Genomic DNA, 22533 nt, shown 5'->3' with positions numbered 1-22533 from the left:
GGACTCCCTGCCATCTAGCCGATGGCCAAACAGTCGCACTGCTAGCTGTATCCGTTTGCCCCTCAGACCAGCCATTGTATCCATAGAGCACAGCAGTCGAGCAGAAACCGAGGATGCCCCACTGAGCAAGAGCAGAGAACAAACTCCAGAGCGCCCGCCGGAGATGGGCCACACAATGTCTGGCGATAATGAAGGCCGCCCCTCTTTGAGAGGCGGCCGCAATAGGGGTGTGAAACGCTGTCTTACCGTAGCAAGACGAAGCGCCCTCTACTCTGTAGCAGTTGTCCGTCTTCCGTCCGTACACGGACGACATACTCATACGTTCCCGCTGCCAATGACTTGAAGGACAGTGGGACCTCTAGCTGTCGTTCTACCCCGTCCTGTCGTACCTCTTGCACTCGTTGCCCATCGACGCTATAGAGAGTCAGCTCAACCGTTCCTCGGACAGGTCCATATACGACCAGCTTCGCTTCGTCTCCCGTAGAGACACTCGGCCGGATCTTAGCGTGGAACTCATCAGCGTAGTCGTAAACGACCGTCAGAGAGCGCAGGAAGTGGACAGTCCCATCCTCATCAACGCTCTCCAGTACGTACGTGTAAGGGTGCCCGCGTTGCAGTCTGTGCCGATCAACGTAAGCATACTGGCGTCCAAAGGGAGCAGAGCCTATGCCCCGAAGCTCAGGAACAACCTCGTAAGAGGCAATGAGCTCAAAGGGTCCGTCACCCAGGCCGTCATCTCGCCGCCAAAGCCGAAAACCGAGATTACGCTCTTCCGAGGCAGTTCGCCACGATAAGAGAATCCCTTCACGGGAAGGATGAGCAGCGAACGACTCCAACTGCACCGGCAGTGCAAAGTCTCCCGCACGGCCGTTGGAGAAGTAGAATTCGCCATTGATGTTGCCGTAGCTTGGGTCAATGGGGGTCTGACCTATTCCCTGGAAAGTGGAAAGAGTAACTGTCACGGAGCTTGCAGACCCCATCGCGTATCCAAATGAGCTCAGATCGCTGGCCCGTGGGAAGAGATCCGTAAACCCGTGTCCTACCCAACGGTAGACCCGCATGGCATTCGGGTTCTGGCCATTGAGCTCTACAGTGTTGTTGGGGTTATAACTGAGTGTGATGTCGTGTCCAGCTACATTCCCCTGGTTCGCTGCGAGAAGCTTATAACCGCGGAGTACATTACCCGGCACCCCGGGACCAAGGACATTAGAGAAATCGCGTACAAACGGAGAGCCGAGGTAGCGGGTAACGGTCGTAGTCCCGAGGAAGTTTGTGGCACTGGAACTCGTTGTGATGCTCAGCCCAATGTTGCCGAAGCTGTAGGTCGTCCCAGCGGCATTGATGTTCTCCGTTGCCTCAACAGTACCGTAAAGCTTGCCGTCGTCGCCTGTGGCTGTCTCCGAGAGCGTTGCACCTGTGCTCCTATCCAAGATGACCTTGTAGGTTCCCTGCGTCCTCCCTTTCGCTCCACTCCCAACGGTCAGTGTCCCTTTAACTGTCACGTCTGCCTGGGGGAACGTCTTAATCCCTCCCGTGGTGAGCTGAAGGTTGTGGTAGGTGGTGTTAAAGATGTTCTGATCGCCGTTACGGTTGTAGATAACAGTTGAGTTGGGCTGTGTCGTCAAGTTCGTGAAGCCGACGCCCGGCAGATCAGGACTTGCACCGGGAGCGTTCGGGATGCGTAGAGTTGCTCCCGAGCGTACTGTAACGCTGTTAGAGGAACCTACGGGATTGATCTTGTAGCCATTCATATTGAGGACGGGATTGTCACTGCCAGTGCCAATGAACACGGTTGCAGCGCTGAAGTTCCCCGTCATGTTCTTCGTGGTATTGTTCCCTTCCAGGGTAACTGTACCGTTGAAGGTATAGCCGCTGGGGAGATTCTGATTCGCGTTGGAGGCGATGAACCGTACGGTACCATTCCACGTTGTCGGGAAGCCGTTGTAGTTCGTTCCAATCCAGCCTCGCACAATGTACGTGTTGTTGCCCTGTGTCGTTGGAGTGTTCGTAACACTGAACCCATCTGTGCTAAACTGCGTGTCTAGAGTGAAGTTATCGTTGTCTAGCACAAGGTTCGTAACTGAGCACGTTCCAGGCTCCAAGGTCTTGGTCCCGGACCCACTGAAACGTAGCGTCTGGTACGGTGTGCCGTCGGGCAGGCTAACGTCCACGGATTGGTCTCCAGTTCGGCGGTACCAGACAGTGGTTGTCCCCCAGACGTAGTCAGGGTTTGCCCCAAAGACGTAGTTGGAGCCAGTGCCACCCGTAAAGGCCGTCCCACGAACCTCAAATGTCACGTTGCCGAAGTTGTGCGTGGCGTTGTTGCCTTGGAATGAAAATCGTCCTTGGGCATTATCGGCAGCCTGTGTAAAGGTGACCGACGAGTTCGTCCCCGTTCCGTAATTGTGCGTCGCGTTCCCGGCGCTGAACATCAGGAAGTAGTTGCCACCAGCGTTCATGCTCAATGTCACCTGAGTATTGGCTGCCGTAGCAATGTTGTTTGCGCCACCGTTGAGGGTAACAGAGGCAGCCAAGTTCACATTGATCGTGACCGTAGTGTCAATCGTTATGTAGCTTCCATTTACCGGTACGCTGTCTGGATTCCAATTCGCGGCATCGTTCCAGTTCGTCGTTCCAGCCCCTCCATCCCATGTCCGGAGAGCACAGATGCCTTCAGGAAAACGAACTTTTCGCCAGTCCTTCAGCGGAGCACGTTGCGGGATGCCGGCATACTCACGACCATCCGCCACCGTGATAACTACTCCAAGATCACCAACGATGAGCTGTTCTGGAAGGATGCGGTAGTAGCTGCTGAAAGAGCGCTCTTCTCGAACTAGCAACGTTCCATCCAGCTCCAGCCTGCCTCCAACCTCCAAGTACGCAAGAGAATCCACAGGATCAACCATGCCGAAATTTACAATGCGTGCATCTTGCTCTACGACCAACGGAGCGAAGAGCGTTAGCGTAGCCTTAGAGAGAGTAAGGTTACGGCATTCTGCAGGCTGCGTGACAAAGATCCAAGTAGAGATTACCACGTCATCCTCACGGGTCGGTACCCCGTGTGGATACCAGTTAGTGGGATCGTGCCATTGTTGGAGTTCTGGGCGAACCTCGTTGGTTACTCTTGGGGTCCACACCTTTTGTCCTCCTAAGCCTGCAGTGCAGAAGAGAATCAGTAGGGCAGCAACAGCTAAGCCGTGTTGCATCGTTTCTTCTCGTGTTGTGCTACGTTCTCTGTGGCTCGCTCACAGACCCCCGTCCACCCCCTCCCCATCCCTCGAGGACGCTACAAAAATACAACTCCGCTCACCAAAGTCACAACCCCTACGCTGTTCGTCTCCTGGTAATACCTTCACGAGAAGGTAGAGGACCATGGAGTTTGTCAGTACCTCGCCTCTCACTGGACGTGTGCTCCGCCGCTACGAGCCCCATTCCCCAGAGGAAGTCGGACGGAGACTCCAGCGGGCCACCTCGGCCTCCCCCGATTGGGCAGCACTAAGCTTCTCCGAGCGAGCCAGTTATCTACGCCGAATAGCCAATCTGCTCCGCGAACGGTCAAAGGAGTATGCGGAACTGTTCGCTGAGGAGATGGGCAAACCGATACCGCAGGGAATAGCGGAAGTTGAGAAGTGCGCATGGGTCTGTGACTACTTCGCCGACAATGCTGAGCGATTCCTCGCACCAGAATCCGTTGCTACCGAATTCTCCAAAAGCTACGTCGCCTTTCAACCCCTTGGGTGTATCCTGGCAATCATGCCATGGAACTTTCCCTTCTGGCAGGTCTTCCGTTGCGCTGCTGCGGCCCTTATGGCGGGCAATGTGCTCCTTCTCAAGCATGCCCCAAATGTGACAACTACTGCCCTTGCTCTTGAAGGCCTCTTTCGGGAAAGCGGCTTCCCGGAGGGGGTTTTCCAGGTAGTACTGGTACCAGTCGAGCGAATCCCAGATCTCATCCAACACTCTGCGACCTCCGCAGTCGCGTTCACGGGTAGCACGCGGGCTGGACGAATCGTTGCTGCACAAGCAGGAGCAGCACTCAAGAAGACTGTTCTAGAGCTGGGTGGGAGTGATCCTTACGTGATTCTGGAGGATGCCGACTTAGAGGCAACTGTAGCGACCTGCGTTGCTGCCCGACTCATCAATAGCGGCCAAAGCTGTATTGCGGCAAAGCGCTTCATCGTTCTGGAGAGCATTCGCCCAGCGTTCGAAGAAGCTTTCGTTGAAGCAATGCGCCAGCAACGGTTCGGAGCTCCAACTGACCGTACAGCCGCCTTAGGTCCACTTGCTCGTAGCGATCTCCGGGACAACCTCCACCGGCAGGTTCAGGAGAGTCTGGCGCTCGGAGCTCGTCTGCTCCTGGGCGGGGACATCCCTCCGCTGCCGGGCTGGTTCTACCCGCCAACAGTCCTCACGGACGTACGCCCTGGCATGCCAGTCTTTGACGAGGAAACCTTCGGTCCTGTGGCTGCTATTGTCCCTGCTCGCAGCGAGCGCGAAGCCATAGAGCTTGCAAATGCTTCTCCGTATGGGCTCGGAGCCGCCATCTTCACGCGGGACCGTGAACGCGGCGAGCAGATTGCCCGAGATCTGCTCCACGCCGGCTCGTGTTTCGTCAACGCATATGTCCGCTCAGACCCGCGACTCCCCTTTGGCGGGATTAAGCAGTCGGGCTGGGGGCGGGAGCTCTCCATCTTCGGGATTCGGGAGTTCGTCAACATCAAGACAGTGTGCGTCGCCTAGTTGTTCTGCGCACCCTCGGCAATCCACCGTCGCATACCTCGGCGCTGGTTCTCTGTGCTGAGGGTGAGAGGGTCAGGGGAGTGCCAGAGACGACGTTCCAGTATCTGCTGCAAGAGGCTAGCCGAAGGGTCTCCTGGCACAATCAATCCCGGCCGCTCCCAAAGGTGCCCATACTCTTCTAAAGCAACACCACCAGCCCGCGAAGCATCGCTATGGCAGCCTACGAGAGAGCATCCCTGGCGCAGGAAAGGCTGCACGTGGCGACGGAAGCTCACGTTGCTGTCCGGGAATACAACCGCTGGAGGGGTCGGCTGCGACGGAGAACTACATCCTCCGATCCCTCTGACTACTACCACGAGTACCACGAGCACGAAGAGAGCCTCAATAACTCTCCTCCTCTGACGGGAAGCGCTGAGCCCGGACATCGTCAGCATAGCGGGCAACGGCCTGACAGATGCGCTCATACAGGTTCTCGTACCGTCGGACGAAGCGCGGCTGAAAGTCTCGAGTAAGCCCCAGCATATCGGTGTAGACTAAGACCTGTCCGTCGCAGTAAACTCCAGCTCCAATGCCGATCGTAGGGATGGAGACAGACTCCGTAACTCGTCGAGCTAACTCTGCCGGAATCTTCTCCAACACTAGCGCAAAGGCCCCTGCCTCTTCCAGGAGTTTGGCGTCGCGCAGAATCTGTTCCGCCTCTCGAGGATCGGTCCCGCGGACACGATAAGAGCCAAACTGATGAATGCTCTGAGGGGTCAACCCCAGGTGGCCCATGACGGGAATACCGGCTGCGGTCATCCGGGCAACGGTATCTACGATCCGTTCTCCGCCTTCCAGCTTGACGGCACTAGCTCCTCCCTCCTTCATGATGCGCCCAGCATTCCGAAAGGCTTCCTCAGGGGAGACTTGATAGCTCATGAAGGGCATATCCGTGACGACGAGGGCTCGGCGAACGCCACGGACGACAGCCTTCGTGTGGTAGATCATCTCCTCCAGCGTTACGGGAATTGTCGTCTCATGGCCCTGGAAGACGTTGCCCAAGGAGTCCCCCACCAAGATGACATCCACCCCAACCTCGTCGAAGATGCGAGCCATAAGCGCATCATAGGCTGTCAGGCAGACAATCTTCTGCCCCGCCTCCTTCATCTGTCGCAGCCGTAAAGTCGTTACCCGCCGAGGGCGCCCCCTTTCCGGCTCATGACCCTCTAGCTGTGGGCGCTGCGTTGGGTCCATTAACGCAGAAAGGTACCGCCGAGGGACCTTCCGGTTCCAGCTAGGGCCAAACGCCAGAAATAGAGACCCGAAGCGCTTGGAGGAGTAGGCAACCTCACGTACGAGGTCCCTTGGTCTACCCACTGGCGAACATGAGCCACCACGGCACCACGAAGGTCACTGACCTGGAGCTCTACCCACTGCGATTGCTCCACAGTTAACTCGGCCAACATCCCCCCATCTGGTAGCTGGACCCAACGAATCGTGGGGACTCCCGAAGGGCCTGAGCCGACTGTAGAACCGGCTCTGCCAACACCATAGAGGGTAACATCTCTCGGCGAGTTTGCTGCTGTGCTGGTGACACGCAGGGTTGCTGTACGCTGGCCGGCCTGCGCTGGGGTAAAGCGGAGCCGAAGCGTAAGTGTTGCGCTCGGCTGGAGTGCAACAGGAAGCGATGGAGGGTTCAGGATCTCATACTCACCTGGAGCAGCGTTGACGGGAACTATCGTCAAGTCCGTGATCTGGAGAGCTGTGTCACCCGTGTTCTGGAGCGTCAGGAGCCGAGTCCTGGAGAATCCCACCTCGACAGTGTCAAATTGGAGACTGGCAGGGGCTGAGAGCTCTCTCCGAACGTTAGTTCGGGCATAGTCAAAGTCTAAGTAGCCGACAACGTCGCCCACCGTCCATAGGCGAGCTCGGTTCTGCACCGGGACTCCAGCTCCGGTGAGCGACACACCACCGGTCTCCATCGTTAGGACAGGGCGCCAGTCGCGTCCTAAGTTCGCTGTACCGAGCACCGCACCGTTGGCACCCAGCAGGAAGATCTCCCAGGAGTTCGGTGGAGCGTAGCCATAGACAGGTAGGAAGCCCAGGCTTGTGAGGTTCGCTACGTTGAGCTGCCAGCTCGCTCCACCGTCAGTAGAGGCTGCCACTAAGTACGGTGCCCCTTGTTGTGTTGTCGGTCTGTAGACAGCGATCCCTTCGCGCCCATTCCGGAAGACGACCTGGGTCACGTACCCCGAGACGCCAGAAAGTTGGCTAACTTGCCACGACTGCCCACGATTCGTGCTCCGGAAGACACGCCCTGCCGTTGTCCCGAACCAGCAGGTATCTCCCAGCCACCATACCGAGCCTACCAGGCCAGCCTCATTCTGTAGCGGTGGGGGAACCGCGGTGACGCGCTGCCAGGTCTGCCCACCGTCTGTTGTCCGCCCGATTCCCCACGTGCTTCCCCGCGGATCGCCGAGGAAGATACCTTCGGCATCGTTGAAGAAGCGAACGTCGTTCACGAATGGTGTAATCGTGGCAACGCTCACCGCCTGCCATGTAGCTCCTCCGTTCTGGGTTCGGTAGATAGCTGCTTGTCCGTCCGTGGGGCCACTGCCGGCAAAGGCTCGTTGGGCATCCAGAGCGAATACTGCATACATTGGAGCGTTAGCAATCGGACCCGCTGCAGGGTTCTGTCCAACCACGTACCGAAGGAAGACACCTTGCTGTTCCTGGAATGTCCCAACGGCCCAAAGGAAGTCCGGCTGTACCGCATGGGCAGAGTAGAAGCGATAGACAGGTGGCACTCCGAAGAAAGCTGCGTATTGGTTCGAGGTAGGCAGTTCGACGGGGATGCTGAGGTAGAAGTAGTTCTCGTACCCCGTCCCCTGGTCGCGAATGGTTACCAGGAAGTCCACTGTCCCCAAGTACCACGGGTTCGTCGGGCGGAGCTGGATGGAGATGGTATCCCCCTTGATCTCCCCCGCCCCGATCGCTCCAACCGATGAGGTCGGCGGAGTAACAGTTGCGTAGCCATCTACCGACTGCAGTTGTACAGTAACCGACGTCGCCGGTCCGAGGTAGTTCTTCAGTCGCAGCACAACCGTATGGGGATCGTAGCTGCTGATAGCTCCCGTTGCAGAACGGATGAGCACCGGATCGTTCTCTGCCAGCCCAATGCCAGGCAGACGAACGCCCTGATCGAAGCGGCGATTGACGGCCACAGCTCGCTGGGCATTGACCCGCCCGTAGTAGAGCGGCCGCTGAGCAAGTGTCGAAGCCAAGACATTGTCAGCCGTACTGCGAATCTGATGGAGTATCTGCCATGGCGTCCAGTCACGGTGAAGGGTCTTGACAAGCGCAGCAACACCTGCGACAATAGGGCCGGAGAATGAGGTACCGCCAGTGGTCCCATATCCGTCGTTGGGAGTTGTGGTAAGGATATTCTCGCCAGGGGCGTAGACTTGGACCGCAACACCATAGTTGCTCCACGAGGCAGCAGCATCCGAAAGAGTCGTGGCTCCAACGCTGAGCACACCCGGATAGCAAGCCGGGTAGAAGGGGGCATAGTCTACGTTCACCCCATTGTTGCCTACCCCAGCTACCACCAGCGATCCGAGTGCAATCGCCTGCTGGATCACCTGATACTCTGTCGCACTCCCTCCACCACCCCCCCAGCTAGTGTTGATGATGTGGGCTCCGAGGCGGGCAGCATAGAGGATAGCCTCATAACCACGCCATACGCCAGGAGTCTGGGGGTTGTCAGAAGCACACTTGATCGGAATAATTCGGCAGCGGAAACCCGCAGAGGCGATGCCAGTAGCATTGTCTGTCACCGCGCTGGCACATCCAGCTGTCTGTGTGCCATGCGCCAAACCTCCGGAGGCCGTCGGACGTACCTTCGGGTCGTTATCCTCTCGGAACTGTCCGCTCATAGCCTGCTGAAGCGTGACGTTCCCGACGAAGTCCCATCCACGCACATCGTCCACTTTGCCGTTTCCGTCATCATCAACCCCGTTGCCAGGGACTTCTCTCGGATTCCGCCAGATGTTAGCGGCCAAGTCCTCATGCTCCCAATCCGTTCCTGTATCGATGACCGCAATCGTTATCGCTGTATCCCCGCGCGTTATGTCCCACGCTCCCGTCGCCGCGATGCGCTGCAGGAACCACTGAGCCGAAAAGCGAGGGTCGTTTGGGGTGTAGAGCAGATGGCGCTTGTACAGTGGCTCGGCATACTCCACCTCTGGGTTGTCTTTAAGAGCCTTACAAACGTCGTAGGGATCGACAGGGGCAGCATACCGCACCTCGTAGATCCTCCCCAGGCCGAAGACATCCTGCTGGAGCACGGCTGGGGCAACGTACTCTGGAAAGACCTGCCGGACGCTCTGCACACGAAAGGGTTCCAGGGCATGCATGAGTACCGATGATGCGAAGCCGCGGGAACCCTTGGGCACGACGAACATCTGGCGAGTCTTTAGAATGACCACTCCAGGCACGTACTGCTCTGGATTACGGCTGACCCAGAAGACCGCCGGCACAGTAGTCATACCGTTCGGCAGGGGCCGCGCTCCAACGAAGATCGGGAAACGCTCCCCAACCGGCTTTGGCCGATCGGGTACTGCTGCCTGCGTCAGCGAGAGAGCAACTAGGCATGTCAGAGCAACTCGCAGCATTGCTTTTTCCCTTTCACAACTTCCTACAGCTCCTGGAGGAAGACCAGGCCATAGCCATTGCGGCGATTGCCCACAAAAATAACGGAGTAGCGGTATCCCACGGGAAAGAGCACGTTGTCAGCCCGTGCCACGAGTGCCCTAGAGCTGCTGTCTCGAATCCGAACTCCGAGGCGATATTCCCTTGGAATGAGCTCGAATGGTGTCGCTGTCCCTCGCTGCAGCCCCTGGAAGAGGAGCCGTTCGGCAACCTGACCCTCGACGATGGTGTCGGAGAACACATCAATCGCCGCTAAATCACTGGTATTGACGAAACGCCACTGTGCTCCCCAGGCTGTCCCCCAGCGCCGTGGAGATGTGAAGCGGAAGAGTTGCACCCTCCCTTCTGCCTCTGCCAATACGAGCAGCTGTAGGGAATCCATCGCGGCGCCAGCTATCGGCCACTGATGTCCCAAGGCACTCAGCACTGCTCCCTGCGGCGGGAGCACGGTCGTTACAACCGTGCGGTACAGCACCGAGACCCCACTAAGGACTGGCGCTGCCGAGAGAGCAACGTCCTGTCCCGGAAGTCCCTGGAGGAGCTGTACGGGGATGCCGTTAGGCAGAGGGACAATGGCCTGCTCCTCGTCAGTATCATCCACCCATGCAAGCTTCACTCCAGTACCGTTACTTGTTGCCGGTAGCAAACAGAGGAATCCTGCCCGTCCGCTCGTGACCCTGATGACAGCTGCTGCCAGCAGCGTCCGCGGCAGTGCTGAACTCCACACCAGCAATGGCAGCGAGCCTGCTGGGACTACGGCTCCCTCGCGTGCTTCCCCAAGCACCACACCACTTGCGAGAAGCTGGCCACCGAGGAGCTGTCCCTCTCCACGGGCCCCAGTAGCGATCTCTACAGCTCCATTCCCAGCCGCAGCATGGAAGATGCGCAAGCGTACAGCTCCAGTCGGCCTCTCGTCCGTCATGACAAGCTGCCCGAGCAGCCGCTCAGCAGAGTCCGTTAGAACGAGCGTATAGCGCCGGAAAGGCTCGAGGCTTGCGGAGAGCATGAGTTGGACACCGGAGGATGTGCGAACGAGGAAGGAGTCCGGCTGTACGTCTCCACAGACGGGCATATCTCGGTAGGGACCAACTCGGAATGGCGCTACCTCCGGCTCCACCACGCTACCCTGTGGATTGCGGACAACCGTCACCGGCTGGGAGGCAAGATTGAGCACCCGAAGAGCTACCGTAGCCTGCGTGATCCTGTCGGGTTCCCACAGCCGATGTGCCGTCAGACGCGTGTCCTCAGCTATCCCTACACTCGGACTGGCAGGCTCTCCCCACACGAAGAAGGAATAGGCAGCCCCAGCACGAGGACTCAGGCGCCATGTACCCACAACGCGCTCGCCAGTTCCCAAGGCTGCAGTAACAGAGAGAGCAAGCTCCCGGCTGGCGGTGAGTGTCAGCGAACCTGTCTCCGAGAGCCACTGTGCAGACTTCGCCACTGACGGAGCATTCGGACAGCCAATCCGGAGGGTATACTCTTGGGCCGCAGGAACCATGTTAATCAGACGCACTGTACTCCCCCCCTCTAACGAGCCGAGAGGCTGCAGGAACAGGGCTGCCGTGTCCTTCCCATCGGCAGTCGGGCCGATGACGACCAGATGGAGCATCTGGCGTAGGAGGCGAAGAGGAAAGCGCGTAGTCGTACTCTCATCTCGCCAGATTCGGAGTGTCAACGAATCCCGGGACGCAAACAGAGCTGCGCTACGCTCACCAGGGAGGAGCACTACACTTGTATCTCCAAGCTCCACTCGACGAGGCTGTCCGTCGGATACTAGTGAAAGAAACGCAACGAGCAGGCTATCAGCCGTTCTCGGAGGATCCACCAGCAGCGGGTTCTCTGACGGGCATCCGGTAAGTCCCAAGAGCCCTGCGACCATGCACGTACGTAAAAGGCTCCTCTTCATCCGTCTCTTAGCGGCGGTACGACTGCGACTATCCACGCTGAGCATGGAACCTGCTCTGGAACGGGCAGCCCAAACAACGTTAGACCACTACCGCAGATTGCAACAGCAATTGGAAGACCCCGCGGTTGCAGCCGATCCACACCAAGCAGCAGCGATTGCCCGCGAGCTCAAACGTCTCCGGCCTGCTGCGGAGCAAGCTGAACGGTACTTGCGCCTCTTGCAGGAGTGGAACTCTCTACGGGAGCTGCTGACGACAGAGACAGACCCGGAGCTGCGTCACTTAGCTAGCGAAGAGCTGGAGAGCATCGAAGACCGCCTCAACGAGACTGCCGAGGCTCTCCGCTTGGCACTCCTCCCCTCAGACCCTGATGACAGCCGCGACTGCATCGTAGAAATCCGGGCAGGCACAGGCGGAGAAGAGGCAGCTCTGTTCGCTGCTGACCTTTTCCGCATCTACCAGCGGTATGCCGAGCGCAAGGGGTGGAAGTTAGAGGTAGTGGACTTCAGCGAGAGCGATCTCGGGGGATTCAAAGAGATCGTCTTCTCCCTGAGCGGCGAGGACGTCTACGGGACGATGAAGTACGAGAGCGGAGTCCATCGCGTCCAGCGTGTCCCGGTGACGGAGTCCAGTGGCCGCATCCATACTTCCGCCGCCACCGTCGCCGTCCTGCCAGAGCCTGAAGAGCTCGAAGTACAGCTGCGAGAGGAAGACTTGCGGATTGACGTCTTCCGGGCCAGTGGGCACGGTGGGCAGAATGTCAACAAAGTAGAGACAGCCGTCCGCATCGTCCACGTCCCCACCGGCATCGTTGTGCAGTGCCAGGACGAACGCTCACAGCACCGCAACCGAGAGAAGGCCCTCAAGGTGCTCCGTGCACGCCTCTACCAGCTCCAGCGCCAGCAGCAAGAGGAACGACTCGCCCAGCAGCGGCGCAGCCAAATCCGTACAGGCGACCGTTCCGAGAAGATCCGCACATACAACTTCCCCCAGAACCGCGTCACCGACCACCGCCTCTCGGGAGAGGCCAAGAACTTCCAGCTGTCGGAGGTCTTAGAGGGAAAGCTCGACCCGATAGTGGAGCAGCTCAAGCTCCAGGAGCGCACTACTCAGCTCCAGCAACTCCAGCAGCTTCCAGAGGTGTAGCGAAGATGAGTTCTCTCCGCCCCCGCTGTGGATGCATTCGGCGATGGAAACGCCGTGCGCTTTCCCAGCGGCGACTCACGCTGGCATCGAATACAAATGCCGCTGCCCTCTGCAGGCAGCGGCTCCCAAGCTGTCGGGGTGAGAGGATTCGAACCTCCGGCCCCTGCGTCCCGAACACAGTGCTCTACCAGGCTGAGCTACACCCCGACGCGCCACAAAATTAGCGAACCCCAACCGAACGCAGTGGAGCAACGCAGACCGTCGGATGCACGACTACACGTTCAGCATCGCCATCCCTTGGTGGTTGGCTCTAGTGACACTCGCGGGAGCCATCGGAATTAGCGTGTGGGCATACTGGAGGCTGTCCCCTCCGCTATCGCAGCGGCAACGTCTGGTCTTGACTGTACTACGCAGCATAGCGCTGTGCTTGCTGGTGTTTGCACTCTGGCAGCCCCTGGTAGGGAGCCTGACGGCACTACGCCAGGAACCCCAAGTTGCCGTCCTTCTAGACAACTCTAGCTCCCTCCGCCTCCGCGATGCAGCTGGGGATCGAGCCCAGGCTTATCGCGCCGCCCTCCGTCGGCTCCAGCCGCTACTGGAATCTCCTTCAGCCCTCTTGGCCCGCTTCGATGCCAGCGTGACTCCCCTAGAATCTTGGCATCCCGACTCCTTAAGCCTTGATGGACCTGCAACCGACATTGCCCAGGCGCTTCGCTGGGCAGCTTCGGAGGCCCGTCACCGCAACATCCAGGCGGTGCTCCTCATCAGCGATGGGGTCGTCACCGCAGGCAGTGATCCCGTAGCCGAAGCGGAGATGCTGGGGAAACCCGTCGTCACAATCCTCGTCGGGGACACAACGCCAATTAGAGACCTCGCCGTTCAGAGCCTGCTGGTGAACGAACGCGTGCCTCTGGGGAGCCAGACCACAGTATACGCTCTGCTCACCGCAACAGGTCTCCAACCCCAGACCATTCGGGTTGAGCTCTGGGAGAACATACGGCGGATTGCCGAGCAGACCCTCAACCTACGTCCAGAGCAATCGGCCTACACCGTTGCCTTCACCTACACGCCCCAGTCAGAAGGATTCCAACGGCTCTCGGTGCGTGTTCCAGCCATTCCTGAAGAAGCAACGCAGCGGAACAACGAGGCTACAGCGTTCGTCGAAGTCAGTCGCTCACGCCGGCGCATCCTCCTCTTCGCTGGCTCGCCAAGCCCTGATTTTGCCTTTCTGCGGCGTGAGCTGCAGCGCAATCCTTTGCTGGAGCTCTCCACCTTCGTCCACAAAGATGCCACGACCTTCTACGAAGGTCAGCCCTCACCCGCCCTCTTACGCCAGGCTGATGCCTTCATCCTCGTGGACTTCCCTACACGCACCACGCCCGAGCCAGTGGTGAAGGCGATCGCAGAAGAGTTGGCCCGAGAGCGTCCTATAGCGGTCATCCTCGGGCCACTTGTAGACCCAAGCAAGGCACGACTCTTAGAGCCTTATCTACCCATCACCTTCGCTGCGCAGGTGCGAGAGCATGCGGCAGCGGTTGCGCCCACACCCACAGCGGCTACACATCCGTTGACGCGCACACTCTCCGCCGACGAGGCATGGCGCTCGCTACCTCCCTTGATCGCCCTCGAAGCTGCTCAACCGAAGCCGAATACTGAAATCTTAGCCACTGCAGCCTCGGGAGCCATACGGCTGCCCTTCTTCGTTGCCCAAGAGCAGCCTCGCCGTAGCCTGGCGGTGCTCGGCTATGGCCTCCACCGCTGGAAGCTCATGGGCTTCGCGGCTGAGCAGGCCCGCGGGAGGAACCCTGTCGACCACTTCTCTGCACTGGCAACGAACCTCACGCAGTGGCTCCTTGCTGCAGAACGCAACCCACAGGTCCGCATCCGCACCACGAAACGCTTCTATGCCGCTGGCGAGTCTGTGCGCTTCTGGGCCTCCGTGACGGATCCCGAGGGAAACCCGGTTACCACCGCTACCGTCTCCGTCCGGGTCGTCTCCAGTAATCAGACCCAAGAACTCCTCCTCCAGCCTGCAGGTGCTGGAGTCTACCAGGGGAGCCTCTCCAGCCTCCCGAGCGGTGAGTACGCCTTCAGCGGCACAGCCACCCTGGGCACCACACAACTTGGATCCGACCGAGGCCGCTTCAGTATCGGCGACGTTGGACTGGAAGCGCGCTCTCTCCGGGCGGATGCTGAACTCTTACGGAACCTTGCCGCTCGCACCGGCGGAGCATTCTTCACAGCCGATTTAGCAGCCCTAGCGTGGGAGTTTATTCGCACGCTCCCCGGGTTCCGCCCGGTCGTGGCTACCACTCGCCGCGAGATTGCCCTCTGGCACTCCCCGTGGCTCTTAGCACTGGCCCTGCTGATTCTTTCGGCAGAGTGGTTCCTACGCCGACGCTGGGGCCTGGTCTAAAGCGATGCCGCAACCAGGACCAGACGACAGCAACAACGAACTGCAAAGTGGCCGCTAACACCATCCAGCCAGCTACAGCTCCTCCAAGGTTTGAGGCAGTAATATAGCCAGCGACTGCGCTACTGATACCAACGAGGACGGCAATTACCACCATTCTCAGCAGTCGGGCCGTCAACAGCCGAGCCGTAGCAGCCGGCACTGTCAAGAGTGCTACAACCAAGATCGCCCCGACAAGTACGAAGCCTACTACCGCCACCATCGCCGTCATGCCCAGCAGGACCGCCTGCCATAGCTTCGGGGTTATCCCCGACACCTCTGCAAACTCCGGATCAAACGTGCTCACCACCAGCTCCTTCCACGCCACCAGCAACACCACGGCAGCAATCCCCACCAGGAGCAGCGCCCACAGCGTCGCTCTGGGCACCATCAGGGGGCCGACCGTCACCATGTCCAAAGGCACGTAGGCAAGCTCCCCATACAGGACACACTCCACGTCCAAATCCACTTTGCCGCCGAACGCCGATAGCAGGAGGATGCCAACAGCAAAGAAGCTCGCCAGGACCGCAGCCAGTGCTGCATCGGCATGCCACCCGAAGCGATACTGCAACACCTGGAGCAGAAAGACTGCCACCAACGCGCTCACCCCCGCTCCGAGGAGCATGACTGGAAGCTCTCGCACCCCACTCCAGAGGTAAGCCAGCACAATCCCGGGAAGGACAGCGTGAGAGACCGCATCTCCCAGTAGAGCCATCCGACGAAGCAGGAGGAAGCTTCCCAGGAGCGAACTCGCTACTGCCAGCAGTGATGCCGTGAAGGGGATCCAGAGGAGCTCCATCACCCGTTCTGCCGCGGTGGGATCGGACGTCCGTGAGGATCATGTTCCGGCTGTTGGAGCAGCTCTTGGAGTCGCTCCTCGATCTCCGGAGAGAGCACATGCTCTACGAGCTCGGCCTCGAGGTGGACGCGGTCGGCTGGCACACCGAAGAAGCGCTCCAAGTACAGCTCCCAGAGGCGATGGCGACGGACAATCTGGCAGGCCCTCCTATGCCCGAGCTTGGTCACCCGCCAGCGCCTGCGACCCTCCCACCGTATTGAGCCTCGAAGCCACAGCCATACGAGCACGAGCACAGCCCCGGCACGGCTCCCTCCGTACTCCGGCCGTAGTATGGGTCCCTCCCAACACTCCCCACCACTCCGCTCTATGCCGTAGTAGAGCAGCTTGTGGGCATGCTCATCCCAGCGCCGTAACCATCGCATCCCGTACCCCCACGCCCGTGCCAGCACTCCACGGTGCGGAGCAAAGAGGTGCGAGAGCAACACCATCCCTGCCGCTGCTGTCACGATGACCGGACCCGTTGCAACATAGGGGAGATTCCACGACAATCCCAAACCGACCACGACAGCCCCCAGCGCCACTGCAACGCTCCCCACCAGCATCCCTGGCACACGTCGTACCCACAGCCGCGCTGCCATCGGCGGAAGCACGAACAGCCCCACGATGAGAAGCGCTCCAACGCTCTGGATTCCTACCACTGTGATGGCAACGACTGCAACCCGATAGCCAACCTCCACCCACTGTAGTGGCAGCGGGAGCGCTCGCAGGAACTCGGCATCGAACGCCATTGCCACAAGCTCTCTGAAAGCGATGGCAACGAAGAGAAGGGACAGCGCCGTCACGGCCACAATGAGTGGCAGGTCCTCTACTCTGACGGCCGCTGCCTGCCCAAAGAGGAATCGCCACAGTCCTGTCTGGTCCGGTCCCTGACGGCTCTGTAGCAGCGTCAACAAGACAATCCCCAGCCCGAAAGAGGCAGCCAGCACCACTCCTAAGCGACTGTCCTCGGAAAGGCGTGCCATCCGGCGAAGTAGCTCAACCGCTCCTGCTGCCGCCAGTGCCGTCAGGAATGCCCCCAGTGCTAGCATAGGCAGCTCCTTCTGCGCCGATAGCAGGTACGCGAATCCAATACCCGGCACGACAGCATGCGCCAACACATCCGCCAGCATCCCCTCACGCCGCAGCACTGCAAAGGTCCCAACGACGGCACCTCCGACGGCTATGAAGGCATTGCCAAGGAAGACAGCAAAGAGTGGTCCCTGCAAGAAGAGCTCCCACCCCATCATCGCCCCTTATGCCGCAGCGCTTCTCGGGCGTGGGCAACCTGCTGGACGACTTCGCTGAGGATTTCCGCACGCCCACCGTATGCCTCGCGGAGATAGCGGTCCGTGAGGACCTCTGTAACCCAGCCAGCGGCAACCAAGCGTAGGTTGAGCAGGATGATCCACTCGAAGAAGCTGGCCACGACGTGGAGGTCGTGATGGACGACGACCACCGTCTTACCCTGGGCACGCAGCTCTTGGAGGCTCTGCAGCAGGAGCTCTTCGGTGGCAGCATCCACTCCAGCAAACGGCTCGTCCATCAGGTAGAGCTGGGCATCCTGCGCAAGGGCCCGGGCCAAGAAGACGCGCTGCTGCTGCCCACCGGAGAGCTCGCTCAAATGCCGATGCGCGTAGGCCTCCATCCCAACGGTCCTAAGAGCCTCCCATGCTCGCTCGTAATCCCGCGGAGTGGGTCGCCGGAAGAGCCCAAGCTGGCCATACCGCCCCATGAGCACCACATCCAGCACCGTTAGCGGGAAGTCCCAGTCCACGCTCTCCCGCTGCGGCATATAGCTCACGACCGAACGCGCCTGCTTCGGCAGCATCCCGAAGACACGAACACTACCCCGCTGCAGCGGCACCAAGCCAACCAGGGCCTTCAGGAACGTTGACTTCCCCGCCCCGTTCGGGCCAACCACCGCAGTAAGACGCCCCGCCGGAATCGAAGCAGTGATCCCCCACAGCGCGACCCGTCGGCCATAGAGCACCGTGACGTCACGGCACTCAACGGCAACGTCATAGCACTCAACGGCGTTCATAGCCCAGCTCCAAGCAGACCTGCCACTATCGTACCCACGTTCTTCCGGACCATCCCCTCGTACGTCTCAGCCCCACTGCCCGAGGGGCCAAGGGCGTCAGAGAAGAGCTCACCACCGATCCGCACCGACCACCCCTGCTGCCGGGCAATGGCAACGACATTCTCCATCAACCGGGCTGGCAGCGCACTCTCCGTAAAGACGGCCGGTAAGCGGCGACGCACCACTACTTCGGCCACGCGCACCATATCGTGCAGCCCAAACTCCGCCGCTGTCGAGATCCCCTGGAGTGACAACGTCTCCAACCCATATGCCCGTCCGAAGTAGCTGAAGGCATCGTGGACCGTCACCAGCAGGCGAAACTGCGGTGGGATTCGCTCAATCTGGCCCCGGACCCACCGATCCAGGGTATCCAGGCGTTGCGCATACTGTAGTGCCCGCTGTTCCCACCGTTGTCGCCGCTCCGGGAAGAGCTTCCCAAGCGTATCGGCTACCCGCAGCACGACTTCACGCCAGAGCCGCACGTCCAGCCACAGGTGTGGGTCGTACACACCTTCAGCCAGGCGGCGTAGCGAATCCTTTGGAGCCAACTCCGCTGCAAACACAACCGGTTTCCGTCGCGCAACCTCCTGCAGTACCTCCTCCATCTTGCCCTCAAGCCGCAGGCCGTGGGCAACAACGCAGGCCGCCCGCTGTAGCGCCTGGACATCCTCCAACGTGGGCTTGTACAGATGCGGGTCTACCCCTGGTCCCATCAGCACGCGGACAGGGACATCCGCCTGGACGATGGCACGGACCGCATCCCCCAGAATGCTCGTCGTCACCACGACACCCTCTGCCGACTCTACTCGCTCTGTCGAGCAGCCCCAGAGAACAGCGCTCTCGAATCCCAACAATGCCGCAATCCACAAGGAACGGCCTAGACGCCTAACAGCCCTACGCCGCTTCCTTCCGTCCATCAGCCACCGCGACTGTTCCCTTTCGGTTCGGAAACGAATGCTCACCTCCCTCAATTGCTTTCCGCCATGGTCCGCCGATACTGCAACGCCATCTGCAGTGCTGCCACGAAACGGTCAGCAGCTCGCTCAATCCCAAATTCTCGACAGGCCCACTCGCTCACCGCAGATCGGCGCTCCTGCAATTCCTCTCGATGCTCTCGCACCCATCGGAGGATACGAACCAGCCCCGGAAGGTCCGTAGGCTCGAACACCTGTCCATTCCATCCCGGCTGGATGAGGTCGTAGGCGGCACCAACAGCTGCAGAGGCGACAACGAAGAGTCCCGAAGCCAGAGCTTCGTTGACCACCAATCCCCACACCTCCAACACCGACGGCAGGACGAGCGCATCTGCCAACGCGTAGTAGTAAGGTAGCTCCCACTGCTGCCGGAAGCCCTCAAAGAAGACCCGACCTTCCAGCCCATACCAACGGCACAACTGACGCAGCTCTGCCTCTTGCGGCCCCGTCCCGACCAAGAGGAGCCCCACGTCAGGCGCCCCCAGCTCCCAGAGAGCCTTCAGGAGCAGTGCGACGTTCTTCCGCGGGATGAAGCTCCCAACATAGAGCAACAGTAGTGGCGGATACTGAGCACGACGAGCCTGGAACTCAGCATCAGAACGCGCTAAGAACACCTCCCGTCGGAAGAAGTCCATGTCCACCGTGTTGAGCCCGACCACAACGGGGTAGTCCCCGCCGTGAATCTCCCGAAGCCATGCTGCAGCAGGAGTTCCTAATGCTAAGCCGACAGTTGTTCGCCGCACGAAGAACCGCTTGACAGCGAATATGGGGCCGCCCCGGGCACGGGCACTACCACGCCATGACTCATACCACAGCACAACAGGTATCCGATGCCGACGCGCATACAGGAGCCCTCTCCAGTAGATGGGCTGCTCGTATCCACCGATGACCAGCACTGCTGGCTGGAGGCGCCGCAGCATTCCCCCAAGCCCCCAATTCAGATGCGGGAACCACTCCCGCTGCTGCCATGCCCAGTGGAGTCCTGGCAGTACTGAGAGCTGGAAGCGGTACTCCTGATCCTGCTGTTGCCACAGTCGCCATGGCTCTGTCTCTGCTGCACAGATTACATAGAGCTCACCCTCAATCCGCTCGGCAACGGCATTGAAGAGCGGAATCCGGTACGGGCTGGCAATATTCGTCAGCACGGCAACTCGCATGCAGCACGAGGCAAAATTACCGCCGTTGCGGCGCCATCCCTCACAGCACCAGCTGCCCTATTTTCGCAGAGTGCTCGTACCACCCAACGGGCAGCATGCGACGCTCGCTAGTCCTTGCATGCCTACTGGCTTCTACCGCCGGCCACGGAATGCCCCCAGAAGGACGATGGAGCCGACTGTTAGATGCGCCCGTCTTCACGATTGCTCTCAACCCCCTAAACCCGAGAACCGTGTACGCTGGCGGATTGGGACACCGACTCTACCGTTCCTATGATGGCGGGCAGTCGTGGGATACGCTCACCATCGACTTCCCTGGAGGTGCAGCACAGTTTCTGGACGTCTTCATTCACCCCCAAGACACCGCCGTCCTCCTGGTAGGGGGGTCTGGATTTGGAAAGCTTGTCCGCAGTAGCGATGGCGGGAACTCTTGGCAGGATGTGCTGGTGCCCGAGCATGCCTTTATCCTCCCGAGCGGAGCCTCTATCGTCGCCCATCCCCTCCACCCCGACACGATCGTGCTGACCGAGTACATCGGGCCTGGATGGACACCTCCACGCCTGTACCGCTCGACCGACGGCGGACAGACGTGGGATACCCTCTCCCCAATGACGGAGCCTATCCCAAACTGTGCGCTCACAGTCCGCTGGGACAGCCTCTACTTGGTGCTGGCACGGTGTGACGGCACCCTCTTCGTCTCTGAGGACTGGCATACGTGGCGCCGGCTGGCACATCTCTGGCTGCCAGGGTACCCGCAAGAGTCGGAAATCCCGGACATTGTGTTTGTCCCACAGCAGCCACAGCTGGGGTTCCTAGCCGTCACTTTTCTGTTCGACACCACAATCGGTGGACGGCCCAATGGAGGCCTCTACAGCACCACGGATGGGGGCCGATCGTGGCAACTCATTGCTTTCCGGGACACCAGCCTATGGGCCGTGGCACCATTCTGGCGCGGGACGGAGTTGGAGGTTACCGTTGGCGGTTTTACGCTCTACCCCGACACCCTAGGTCGCCCGCTCGTCCCAGGCTCCGGAATCCTCCGAACATGGCGCAGCGGAAGTCGTACGTGGCTAGCACACGACTCTGCCATCCCATGGTTACCCGGCGACACCCTCCTCCGCCGTGTCTGGCGGCTGAAGTACTCTCCCACAGGAACCCTCTACGCCGCAACAGAACTAGGCCTTTACGCCTGGGAACCCGAACTCTCGATCGCTTCTCCTGCCGTCAAGACGCTGGAAGCGGTATGGCTGCAAGCTCGCGAATGGCATCTGGTACTCCCTTGGAGCGGGACTCTACGGTTGACAACCCTAACAGGCCAGACCGCACTCCACTGCCTTCTACCTGCGGGACCAACGACACTGAGCCTCTCTGGACTCGCCCGTGGAGTCTATCTCGCTGAGCTCCAGAGCCCCCAAGGACTTAGCCGGCGTTGGCGTCTACTCTTGCCGTAAGTGCCGAGCCCATTAGCGACCTAGCCAGCGGTAGAGCTGATACCAAGCCGGGGCTTTCTGTTCTACTGTATCCAAGACCCTCGGCACGTCCTCCTCGAGCTTCGCCAATTCTTCAGCCCGCAGGCGCCGCCAAGCTCCAACGGGAAGTGAGTCTGTCGTCAGGAACCCTAGCCGGTAACGATGGAGATGGAGGACCTCCAACTTGGCAGCCTTTAGCAGCCGGTGGAGGAAGGCCAGCGGTAACTGCCGGGCCACGATCCGCAACCAGCAAGTGCGGGAGTTTTCCTGCAACAGCTCCACACGAGCTTGGACATTGTACTGCGACATCCGTCGTAGCTCTTCTGTAAGCTGTTCCAACTCCCGCTTCTCGACGTGGCGATGGACCTTGACATGGTACTCCTTCTCCACCAAGCTCACAGGAGAGCGCTCGGGATTACGGTGGACCGGGTCAGAACTGAAGAGAACGAGCCCACTGGCAAACTTTGTCAGCCGCCCACATGGGAAGTATCCTCCCCGCCGCTTCGGCAAGTACTCGTAGACCGTCGGCATCCCCAGCTCTTTCGAGCCAGAGACGTGGCGCGGCTTATGGAAGACCACTGTATACTGCTCTACCGGCGGGAAGATGAGCTCTATCCCGTCCACGACAATGGTGTCGCGATGGATGCGCACTTGCGTGTTGGGTTCCAGTACCGTCTCCCCATTGACCTGGACTCGGCCTTCTCGGATGAGCTGCAGGGCAACGGCACGGGAAGCATACTTCAGCCGCCCGAGGGCGCGTGCTAAGCTCATCGGATGCGGTTCAGGCGGAGCCCTCTTGACTCGCGGACGGCGCGCTTGGGTGCGCTGGCGGCGCAGTGCTCGCTTCCGTCGCGCTTGGAAATCTCCCCTTCGCTTCCAGCCGGACGATGACGAAAGCCCCCGAGCTGCAGACAGCGTACCCTCCCGTTGCCGAGCATCACGCCGGAACTTCTTCCGATGGCGGAAATACCGTTGCGGACGCCCTCCTTCCCGAGTGCCACCAGCGTCTTCTCCCCTGACATTCCGTGGTGGTTGTGTCGTCATGCCGCTCACCCAATCGATCGTGGAACTTTCCACCACAAGC

15 protein-coding genes and 1 tRNA gene are annotated in these 22533 nt (G+C 59.9%); 4 read left to right on the top strand and 12 right to left on the bottom strand.

What is annotated here, in order from left to right:
• Nucleotides 1-242: 242 nt before the first annotated feature.
• Nucleotides 243-3206, bottom strand: coding sequence for a hypothetical protein (locus NZ960_02905; protein ID MCS7176565.1), 2964 nt, complete (start codon nucleotides 3204-3206; stop codon nucleotides 243-245).
• A gap of 166 nt (nucleotides 3207-3372) precedes the next feature.
• Between NZ960_02905 and NZ960_02900 the strand changes: the two genes are divergently transcribed.
• A complete protein-coding gene (locus NZ960_02900; GenBank protein MCS7176564.1) occupies nucleotides 3373-4740 on the top strand; it encodes an NAD-dependent succinate-semialdehyde dehydrogenase in 1368 nt (455 codons plus the stop codon).
• On the opposite strand, the gene NZ960_02895 is transcribed toward NZ960_02900, so the two are convergent.
• From NZ960_02895 to NZ960_02880, 4 genes are read right to left on the bottom strand one after another with little or no spacing between them, the layout of a single operon-like run.
• Complete coding sequence (locus NZ960_02895; protein ID MCS7176563.1) at nucleotides 4737-5111, bottom strand: hypothetical protein; 375 nt, start codon at nucleotides 5109-5111, stop codon at nucleotides 4737-4739. The genes NZ960_02900 and NZ960_02895 overlap by 4 nt on opposite strands.
• A 10-nt stretch (nucleotides 5112-5121) precedes the next feature.
• Nucleotides 5122-5973, bottom strand: coding sequence for a 3-methyl-2-oxobutanoate hydroxymethyltransferase (gene panB / locus NZ960_02890; GenBank protein ID MCS7176562.1), 852 nt, complete (start codon nucleotides 5971-5973; stop codon nucleotides 5122-5124).
• Nucleotides 5973-9392 carry a S8 family serine peptidase gene (locus NZ960_02885; protein MCS7176561.1) on the bottom strand — a complete coding sequence of 1140 codons (3420 nt, stop codon included), beginning with the start codon at nucleotides 9390-9392 and terminating at the stop codon, nucleotides 5973-5975. Before NZ960_02885 ends, panB begins: the two co-directional genes overlap by 1 nt.
• A 23-nt stretch (nucleotides 9393-9415) precedes the next feature.
• Nucleotides 9416-11311, bottom strand: a complete 1896-nt coding sequence (locus NZ960_02880) for a DUF4397 domain-containing protein (GenBank protein MCS7176560.1) — start codon at nucleotides 11309-11311, stop codon at nucleotides 9416-9418.
• On the opposite strand from NZ960_02880, the gene prfA reads away from it, so the two are divergent.
• Nucleotides 11310-12482 carry a peptide chain release factor 1 gene (gene prfA / locus NZ960_02875; GenBank protein MCS7176559.1) on the top strand — a complete coding sequence of 391 codons (1173 nt, stop codon included), beginning with the start codon at nucleotides 11310-11312 and terminating at the stop codon, nucleotides 12480-12482. The genes NZ960_02880 and prfA overlap by 2 nt on opposite strands.
• A gap of 133 nt (nucleotides 12483-12615) precedes the next feature.
• Here the strand turns inward: prfA and NZ960_02870 are convergent.
• Nucleotides 12616-12689: transfer RNA gene (locus NZ960_02870), tRNA-Pro, on the bottom strand.
• Between the two features lie 58 nt (nucleotides 12690-12747).
• Between NZ960_02870 and NZ960_02865 the strand changes: the two genes are divergently transcribed.
• Nucleotides 12748-14898, top strand: coding sequence for a hypothetical protein (locus tag NZ960_02865; protein ID MCS7176558.1), 2151 nt, complete (start codon nucleotides 12748-12750; stop codon nucleotides 14896-14898).
• On the opposite strand, the gene NZ960_02860 is transcribed toward NZ960_02865, so the two are convergent.
• From NZ960_02860 to NZ960_02840, 5 genes are read right to left on the bottom strand one after another with little or no spacing between them, the layout of a single operon-like run.
• Complete coding sequence (locus tag NZ960_02860; protein ID MCS7176557.1) at nucleotides 14789-15733, bottom strand: metal ABC transporter permease; 945 nt, start codon at nucleotides 15731-15733, stop codon at nucleotides 14789-14791. The genes NZ960_02865 and NZ960_02860 overlap by 110 nt on opposite strands.
• Nucleotides 15733-17019 (bottom strand): metal ABC transporter permease, encoded by a 1287-nt coding sequence (locus NZ960_02855; GenBank protein MCS7176556.1) that lies wholly within the window; start codon nucleotides 17017-17019, stop codon nucleotides 15733-15735. The genes NZ960_02860 and NZ960_02855 overlap by 1 nt, the downstream gene beginning before the upstream one ends.
• Nucleotides 17016-17813, bottom strand: coding sequence for a metal ABC transporter ATP-binding protein (locus NZ960_02850; GenBank protein MCS7176555.1), 798 nt, complete (start codon nucleotides 17811-17813; stop codon nucleotides 17016-17018). The genes NZ960_02855 and NZ960_02850 overlap by 4 nt, the downstream gene beginning before the upstream one ends.
• Entirely contained in the window at nucleotides 17810-18769 is a 960-nt protein-coding gene (locus NZ960_02845; GenBank protein ID MCS7176554.1) for a zinc ABC transporter substrate-binding protein, read from the bottom strand. Before NZ960_02845 ends, NZ960_02850 begins: the two co-directional genes overlap by 4 nt.
• A 50-nt stretch (nucleotides 18770-18819) precedes the next feature.
• Nucleotides 18820-19983 (bottom strand): glycosyltransferase family 4 protein, encoded by a 1164-nt coding sequence (locus NZ960_02840; protein ID MCS7176553.1) that lies wholly within the window; start codon nucleotides 19981-19983, stop codon nucleotides 18820-18822.
• Nucleotides 19984-20078: 95 nt separating this feature from the next.
• Between NZ960_02840 and NZ960_02835 the strand changes: the two genes are divergently transcribed.
• The gene (locus NZ960_02835; protein MCS7176552.1) at nucleotides 20079-21431 is read left to right on the top strand and encodes a hypothetical protein; all 1353 of its coding nucleotides are present in this window, start codon (nucleotides 20079-20081) and stop codon (nucleotides 21429-21431) included.
• Between the two features lie 12 nt (nucleotides 21432-21443).
• Here the strand turns inward: NZ960_02835 and NZ960_02830 are convergent, their stop codons facing one another.
• Complete coding sequence (locus NZ960_02830) at nucleotides 21444-22493, bottom strand: S4 domain-containing protein (GenBank protein MCS7176551.1); 1050 nt, start codon at nucleotides 22491-22493, stop codon at nucleotides 21444-21446.
• Nucleotides 22494-22533: the final 40 nt, after the last annotated feature.

This window comes from Candidatus Kapaibacterium sp. (genome assembly GCA_025059875.1).
Lineage (GTDB): Bacteria > Bacteroidota > Ignavibacteria > Kapaibacteriales > HRBIN21 > HRBIN21.
The sequence above is the reverse complement of the archived record's forward strand: the minus strand, read 5'-3'. Positions and strand labels throughout refer to the sequence as shown.